This window comes from Vibrio makurazakiensis (genome assembly GCF_050337375.1).
In the GTDB taxonomy this organism is placed as follows: domain Bacteria; phylum Pseudomonadota; class Gammaproteobacteria; order Enterobacterales; family Vibrionaceae; genus Vibrio; species Vibrio makurazakiensis.
Genome location: NZ_JAKJSW010000196.1, coordinates 1 through 7,900, shown reverse-complemented (window position 1 = coordinate 7,900; position 7,900 = coordinate 1). Strand labels below are relative to the sequence as shown.

The 7,900-nt window shown below is 42.4% G+C and carries 7 protein-coding genes and 1 pseudogene; 1 reads left to right on the top strand and 7 read right to left on the bottom strand.

Annotated features, from left to right (window positions below):
* From L4C33_RS17505 to L4C33_RS17480, 6 genes and pseudogenes are all read right to left on the bottom strand, one after another.
* A pseudogene (locus tag L4C33_RS17505) lies at positions 1 to 472 on the bottom strand (hybrid sensor histidine kinase/response regulator); the annotation flags it as partial.
* A 92-nt stretch (positions 473 to 564) separates the two neighbouring features.
* On the bottom strand, positions 565 to 1,389 hold the full coding sequence (locus L4C33_RS17500) for a phosphate/phosphite/phosphonate ABC transporter substrate-binding protein (RefSeq protein WP_428813692.1): 825 nt from the start codon (positions 1,387 to 1,389) through the stop codon (positions 565 to 567).
* A gap of 97 nt (positions 1,390 to 1,486) precedes the next feature.
* On the bottom strand, positions 1,487 to 2,191 hold the full coding sequence (locus L4C33_RS17495; RefSeq protein WP_428813693.1) for a P-loop NTPase family protein: 705 nt from the start codon (positions 2,189 to 2,191) through the stop codon (positions 1,487 to 1,489).
* Positions 2,191 to 4,293 (bottom strand): SLBB domain-containing protein, encoded by a 2,103-nt coding sequence (locus L4C33_RS17490; RefSeq protein WP_428813691.1) that lies wholly within the window; start codon positions 4,291 to 4,293, stop codon positions 2,191 to 2,193. The genes L4C33_RS17495 and L4C33_RS17490 overlap by 1 nt, the downstream gene beginning before the upstream one ends.
* Complete coding sequence (locus L4C33_RS17485; protein ID WP_428813690.1) at positions 4,290 to 5,126, bottom strand: OmpA family protein; 837 nt, start codon at positions 5,124 to 5,126, stop codon at positions 4,290 to 4,292. Before L4C33_RS17485 ends, L4C33_RS17490 begins: the two co-directional genes overlap by 4 nt.
* A 72-nt stretch (positions 5,127 to 5,198) precedes the next feature.
* Positions 5,199 to 5,519, bottom strand: coding sequence for an STAS domain-containing protein (locus tag L4C33_RS17480; protein ID WP_428813689.1), 321 nt, complete (start codon positions 5,517 to 5,519; stop codon positions 5,199 to 5,201).
* Between the two features lie 298 nt (positions 5,520 to 5,817).
* Here L4C33_RS17480 and L4C33_RS17475 point away from each other — a divergent pair, with 298 nt between their 5' ends.
* A complete protein-coding gene (locus L4C33_RS17475) occupies positions 5,818 to 6,666 on the top strand; it encodes a DNA ligase (protein WP_428813688.1) in 849 nt (282 codons plus the stop codon).
* Positions 6,667 to 6,727: 61 nt separating this feature from the next.
* On the opposite strand, the gene L4C33_RS17470 is transcribed toward L4C33_RS17475, so the two are convergent.
* Positions 6,728 to 7,900, bottom strand: a 1,173-nt coding sequence (locus L4C33_RS17470; protein WP_428813687.1) for an MATE family efflux transporter, incomplete at its 5' end; no start/stop codon positions are given.

Sequence of the window (7,900 nt, the reverse complement as noted above, 5' to 3'; positions counted from 1 at the left end):
GAGCAATCGACATAATGGTTTTCTGAGCATCAAATAACATTGCTCGAATAGCGGATGTTGCAAAACCTATGGAAATTTTCCCATACTCTGTGCCGTTGCTTTCTATGGGTTGGACGATATCGAACACGCCATCATCGGCTGAGTTCAAACTGTTATCAGAAAGAATATTTCTTTCAAGTAGAGACTTATCTCCCGCACAACTTATTGGCTTACCATGTTGTTCAACTTTCACATAAAGAACGTCATCAAGAGCCATAATGTCTTTTACGATGTCATCGAGTGTTGCGATATCGGTCGATAGAACTGCATCTTTTGTTGCTCGGGCAAAAATTAGAGATGTCGCTTGGGCTCTTTGGACAAGCTGCTTTTCGTTTGACTCAGACAGGAATGACATAGCACTGAATACCAATGTCATTAGCAGTACCACTTCGATAATGCCGATGCCAAGGATCGTTTTCGTTCTAAAAGTCATAATAAATCCCTCTACCTGTCTTCGGAGTAAGACATTCGAAAGCAGTTAAGTTGTGGTTAATTGAACATGCTGAAGCTCTTGTTCTGCATGATTCAGTCTTTTGTATTTTGGGAGATAAGGTCAATGTTTAGCGATCGTACATCATCCCAATCCTTACTTTTTGCCGGTTCAAATGCTTTGATTTTCAGTGGGCTTAGTAGTTTTCTTCCTTCTTCAGAAAGCGCTAGTTCAACGAATGCCTTCTGAACACTTGCCACGACTTTAGGATCAACATCTGGGTGATGTGCAATAGCGTGGGGGGTGTAGCCTTTAGTGGTGTAAATGGTGGTTAATTGCGAACGAACAGATTCGTCTAGCGCATTAAATGTACGAACAATGCCTCCGCCAGCAGGATAGAAACCACGAGCGACAGAAAGGTAAACAGAGTCATGAGAAGAGACATATTTCGGTTGGAAATCGACATTATGATCATTTAGAGAAGCTCTTGTGAGTATGCTCGCTGCAAAAGCAGCAGGGGCAGGGAAGGCTAGTTCAGTGTTGTTTAGCTCTTCTAATGTGGTAATTCCGCTCTCTTTACTGACAACGATGATGCCTTTGATTTTTTTATCTTTGGCTTTGGCAATCGCTTCATAACCAACTGAACGATTAAACTCTACAAGGTGGTAAGGGTTCATATAAGCAAAGTTGTATTTTGCTTCTGATAGACCTTCTTCAAAGGTAGGAATGTTCTTCGCTGTCGTGAAGATAAATTCATGGCCTGTTTTCTCAGACAACAATTTCATTATCGGAGTCCACTGTGCAGCGAGTCTGCTCGCAGATTGCTGTGGAACGATACTAAACGTATAGGTTTCAGCCGAAGCCGAAGCCGAAGTTGAAGCTAAAGCTAAAGCGAGTAGAGTAAAAGTTAATGSTTTCATAATAAGTCCTTTATGTCATGTGAAGCACCATTCGTAATCGGTCACGATAATTACTGGCACATGTTGCATGTATGGTGATTGGCGGGTAATACCTGTACTACAGAGGTAAATTCAAAAATTCATTCTGATACAGTCGAACCGCTACTTTCTCACGCCATTTATTCGGTAAAAATTTCACTTTATTAAGTTGTCGAACCAGTTCTTGAGTAAAACTCGGCGTATTCTTCATATTGAATACAGACCCTAAAATGTTCACACTTTGAGCGGTTAATAATCCTTTTCCTTGCACTAGGTGATGTGCAGAGGTTTCACCATAGGCAACGACCACAATGGTTGCTTCGCACGCACTAGCGACACTTTGTGCAGGGATATTGCCTTTGTTTACATTCAATAGTGGTGAAGTATCTATAATTACTCGGTCGTAATGCCCAAGCCATTGCGTAACTTCATTACGTAGTGTTGTCGGATCTTTATAAGCCAGTAGTGTTGAAGCTTGTGTAGGAGCAGGTACACCGACAAACGTTTGATGAGTATCGATATGTTCAATCAAGGGTTGCTGCTGTTTATCCTGATCAGTTAGGCCGTGAAAGAGCTCTAGATCCTTAAAGGCAGGATTGAACAGATTAAGGTCGACATACAATGCGGAGTGGCCGGCAAGCATGTAACGTTCAGTTAAAGCTGCCGCCACTGATGTGACGCCGTCACCTGAGTGGCAAGAAGTAATACAAATCGACTTATGCCCATTGATCTCTGCGGCTAGATACAATTGTTCTATTTCTGTATGGGTCGCGGGAATGCTCATCATAACGCTCCTATCAAAACAATCGTGGTGGTCAAACGCAGTATGTCTTCTAGTCCTACTCGTGCTTTCTCTAAAAAGCTCTCTCTTCTGTCTGGAATGAAAATTGTATCTCCAGCTCGGATGACTGGTAAATGATAGATATTGGCGGTTTTACTAAACTCAGTTAGGTTGAATGAGCGAGCTTGTCCTTGGCAGCATGACATATTTACAACTGAGATTTTCTCTAAGTAAGCATTTTCACTTGGGCCACCAGCTTCTGCCAGTAAGTCAAGAATGGTCATGTTGTCGTCGAAGTTGTAACGTCCTGGGTTGTTAATCGCACCTAGCACACGAACCGTGGATTCTTTTGAGTTATCAAGCCAGTTTTTGTCTTTCTCAGGAACAAAGATGGTGTCTCCTGGTACAACAATCGGTAGTAGTGATTCATCACCTGTTTCAAAATACAGTGATAAGTTGAGTTTGCTGACTTTCGCGTATGTTTTATCACGGTGCGTAATTCGAATGTTGTGTATATCTGCTTCTTTCGTTGGGCCGTCTGCTGCTGCCAAAATATCTAAAAAGTGCATGTCTTTAGTAAAGCGGTAGCGCCCTGGCGATCTTAATTGACCAAACACATATATAGACGCATCTGAGCTTTGACGTACCCATTGTGATTTGTTGTCTGATGGATCTTGCGGTAGATCGTGAATACGTACAATTGCACCTGCGCTAATGAATGGAAGTTGGTCGATGGGAGCACCGTTACGAATGTAAGAATCTAGATCGAAGACTTGCATTTTTCGTCCTGAAACCACCTCGATTTTCGTGGTGTCCGCTCGCAATGTTGGACCACCGACGTGAGCAAGGAGATCCATCAGGTCCATTTCGTCAGACCATTCAATTCTTCCCGGGCGAACTACTTCACCGATAACGTTTACAGCTCTATCTGGTGAAATTTTTAGCCATGACTTTTCGTTCATGTCCGTCTTTTCAGGCACAAATATCGCGTCGCCTGACGCAATTTTTGGTGGTTTAGCACCTGTTAAACCTTCGGTATAGGCTGTTAAATCAAATTTGATCACTCGACCACTGGCTTTGATAACACGAATTTGGCGAGATTCAGCAAATCGAGTAGGGCCACCCGAGTTCGCGAGTATATCCATGAATGTTGCACCTTTTTTGCCTTCATATGCACCCGGCGCTGCAACTTCGCCCATGATATAAACGGTGTTCGCACCAGATTTAATCTCTTCTTCTTGCTTAGGAACAAAAACTGTGGAGCCTGGTTGTAGCGGTGGTAGTAGCGACTCATCCCCTGAATCTAGGTAACTTTTGAGGTTGAATAAGGTTGGAGTGTTATTTGAAATAACGCGGATTTGTTCAACACTGGCATAACGAGTAACTCCACCAGATCGCATGATCACATCGACAAGGTCGCTGTTTTCTTTGTAGGAAAACGAACCCGGTGCATTGACTTCACCAAACACTTTAATTGAACGGCGAGAGTCTGCGCTATCACCAGAGTTAGCTAATTTCGATGCATCGAACTCTTGTTCAATGTTGCCGACAAGCGGGGATGCAGGGACGAAGATCGAGTCGAGTGAGACAAGAATGGGTAATACGGTGTCATCACCTGAGTCTAGGAACTTTTTATAATTGAATTCTTTTTTTACTGAACCGCGTTTTAAGATCAGTTTGTCGAGCTGCGCCCCTGAGCGCAGACCGCCTGCGGCATGTAGTGCCATTTGAATACTGGCTCCTTGATTCAGTGTGTACTCGCCTGGCTTTTTAACGTAGCCCTGAACTGAAATAAGAACTTGTTGCTGCTTAACGTAGATATTGGCGTTGGTTAAATCACGATAAACTTTACTTAGAGCCTCTAGTACTACGTTTGAAAGTTGGTCGTTGTCATACCCAGCGACAAATATGCTGCCGACTTCAGGTAAGGTAATGCGTCCGCGCTTATCAACTTGATAACCGTTATTCAAAGTGGTTTCACCCGGTACAGTGACTTGTATTAAATCGCCGACTTGTACTGCATCTTCGAACTGATCTTGAGCGTTTGAAAGACTTACGTATCCAATAAAAACGATGAGCAGCAGTGTAGTAGTGAGAGATTTCATAATGACCCCTCCATTCCATAATGGTTAGATTTTGGAGCAATCACCTCAACACTTACGCGTCGATTAGTTAGACGAACTCCGTCTGTTTCGCCTTCAAACAATGGCACTGCTTCACCCAAGGATACGGTTTGAATACGTTGTGGGCTTAGCCCAAAGATAGTTAGGTAGCGCTCTACTTGTTTTGCGCGACCTAGAGCAAGTTGATCGTTGTATTCATCAGTGCCTGTTGCGTCAGCATGGCCAGTGACGATTAAGGTCATTTGGGAGTGCTGTTTCAAAATATTGGATGCTTCCGCTAGGTGTCCCATGTACTTAGGATTGATTTCAACGGAGTTGTAGGCAAATTGGTTGTCTACATTGAGCAAGTCATATAGGTGCTCAACAATGGACAATTCAATGCGGAATTGGGACTCGTTTTTAGGTGGTACACAACGAGTTTGTGAGGTGACGTAATCAAGCTGTGTTTCTAACTGATTAAGACGTTTTCTTTGAATGACTAAATCGTTAGCCGCATCCAGTAACAATCCGCCTTGTAGCTCACGAGCAATACGATTTTGTTTTTCGATAGCTTGTACAACAGCAGCTGGGAAACACCATTTTGCGCCTTCTCTTACTAACGAATCTAAATGCAGTTTGGCCAGTTCCCAATCGAATCTAAGTCCGTGCTCTGGACCTAAAGGCTCGTTTGGCATGACAGGGGAAAAGTCAGAGTTCTCATAGTTAATAGAGTTGTAACTTTCGGCGAGTCCTCCTGTCCCATGCTCAGGGTATGAAGCACACCCTGAGGCAAGTAGAGACAGAACTATGGCTATGTGTAGAGTTAAATTTTTCATGCCAACTTCCTTTCTTAAACGATTTATTGTTTTTATTATTTATAAATATCGTTTGTGAATTTTTACGAACGTTTAATTTTGACGAGTGTTAAGTGGAATCGCATGACCAATACGCAGTAGGTTCATGATTTCAAGTGGCTGACCTTTTACGTTTTCTAGTCGCATATTACGTTCGCGCTCAGTAAGACGTTTGAACATATAAACAATCGCACCGACGCCAGATGAATCTAGGAATTCTACTTCGCTAAAATCCAACTCGATTTCAGGGTGAACGTCATTTGAAATAACATCATCAATATCACTTTGAGCGTCTCGACTGCCGCCTGCGTCTAAATCACCAAAGATGCTTAGAGTCAGAATGTCTTTGCTTACTTCAACTTTACGTAGTTCCATGGGTCTATCTCCTTGTATGTATGAATAGTAAAGAGCAGAAACCGTGCCAGATAAATAATTACTTATTATCAATGGCTTAAGTTTGTGCTTTTCCAGTTCTCAATTTGAAAAATTGGATTTCCTATTTTGAGAATTGATTTGATAGGTATGAAATTAGAGGTAACTCGTAAAATTTGGACAAGGGAAGTGAATACAAATGGGATAACTCAAATTGGATCGCATAGTTATAAAAGCAAACTTAATAGGCAGTTTGAAAGTGATACAAATGAGGGACTGTATTTACTGAGATATGACCGCGATGAAACTCACTAAAATAGCCATTGCTATCGTTATGACTTTTTCTATCCCTAGCTATGCAGATTACCCTCAGTTACCTCCAGAAGATTTAGTCCTAGCGAACCGGTATGAACAAGGCATCGATATCACTCAGTATTGGCGTAGTGAAAAGTTGGATGGGATTCGAGCGGTCTGGGATGGTGAAAATCTGTTTACTAGAAATGGGAATAGAATATATGCACCCCGTTGGTTTATTGAGAAATTGCCTGAACTTAAAGTCGAAGGCGAGCTGTGGGCAGGGAGGGGTAATTTTCATCTAGTTCAAACAACAGTATTAGATAAAACACCAACAGATGAAGCGTGGAAAAAAATAGACTTCATGTTGTTTGATATGCCTGGTGCGGCAGGGGATTATCAAAAGCGCTATTACAATATCATTCACTGGGTCAATTCGATCAATGAACCGCATATTAAGTACATCGAACACACTCCCATACAGAGTGAACAAGAGCTATTTTTTGAATTAGACAATATCGATTTCGATAATGGTGAAGGCTTAATGTTGCGTAAGGTATCGAGCCGGTATCAAGCGGGCAGAAGTAATGATCTATTGAAACTAAAGCGACATCATGACTCTGAAGCGTTAGTGATTGGTTATAAGCCAGGAACAGGTAAATACAAAGGGATGATGGGTTCTGTGTTAGTTCGATTAGAAAGTGGTGAAGAGTTTTACATTGGAAGTGGTTTTACTGATGCTAAGCGACTGTCTCCTCCTGAGATAGGAAGCACAATAACATTTCGCTATAACGGGTTAACTCAAAACGGCATTCCCAAATTTGCTCGGTTTGTTCGCGAGAGGGAAAACCACTGAGTGGGCTCTAAAGCCCACTCAGTGAATAATCCACATGATCATTAGCTATGGTTGCTTGCTTTTAGCGGCTAGCGAATTCGAGCTGAATCGAATCTTCTTGTTTATGCATCCAATGTAAACGTAAGCCTAGCATGATTGCTGCTGCTGATAGTCCTAGAATGAATCCAATCCAGAAACCGTGCGCTCCCATTGGCTCAACAACCCAGTCTGTCATACCTAAAATGTAACCTGATGGTAATCCTAGTAACCAATAAGCAATAAACGTTCGATTGAAGATTGAACGCATATCTTTATAGCCACGTAATGCACCTGCTGCAATAACTTGAATAGCGTCTGTACATTGGTAGATTGCAGCAAATAATAACAACTGCATCGCGATTGTAATTACTGTGCGGTTCTCGGTGTAGAGTAGCGCAATTTGTTCACGGAAAAGAACAGTCAGTGCCGCAGTGATTAACGCAGTGGAAAGCCCAACAATTACGCCAACGTGAGTTGCGATCTTTGCACCTTCAGTGTCGTTCTCACCGAGTTTATGACCTACACGAATACTCACAGCCGCGCCAATACTCATTGGTAGCATGAAAATTAAAGAAGAGAAGTTAATCGCAACTTGGTGCGCAGCAACTATCAGGGAACCTAACGGCGCAACCAATAGGGCTACGACAGCAAATAAGGTCACCTCAAAGAAAATAGCAGCCGCTACAGGGAAGCCTAGTTTGAAAAGGCGAACTTGTGCCTTTAACTCAGGCTTATGAAACTCGCCAAAAATATTAATCTTAGCCAAACGCTTTGAAGTAATTACGTAACTAAGAAGCAGCGCAAACATAATCCAGTATACAATTGCCGTTGCAACGCCACAGCCAACGCCACCCAGTGCAGGTGCGCCTAATTCGCCGTAAACGAACATCCAGTTTAAAGGGATGTTAAGTAGTAAGCCGAAGAAGCCGATGTACATTGCAGGCTTAGTTAATGACATACCATCGGTGAAACTTCTTAACGTCTGGAACAGTAAAAATGCCGGAACAGCGAACATTACCGCATTCATATAACCGTTGGTTTTTTCCGCCATCAGTGGCTCAATGTCCATCAAGTTTAAGATGAAGGTGGTTTGAAGTAACACAACAACGATTGGTATCGACATGATTAATGCGAGTGTAATACCTTGTTGGATCTCWAAAGGGATCTTTACCTGACGGCCAGAGCCATTTAGTTGTGCTACTACAGGTACTAATGC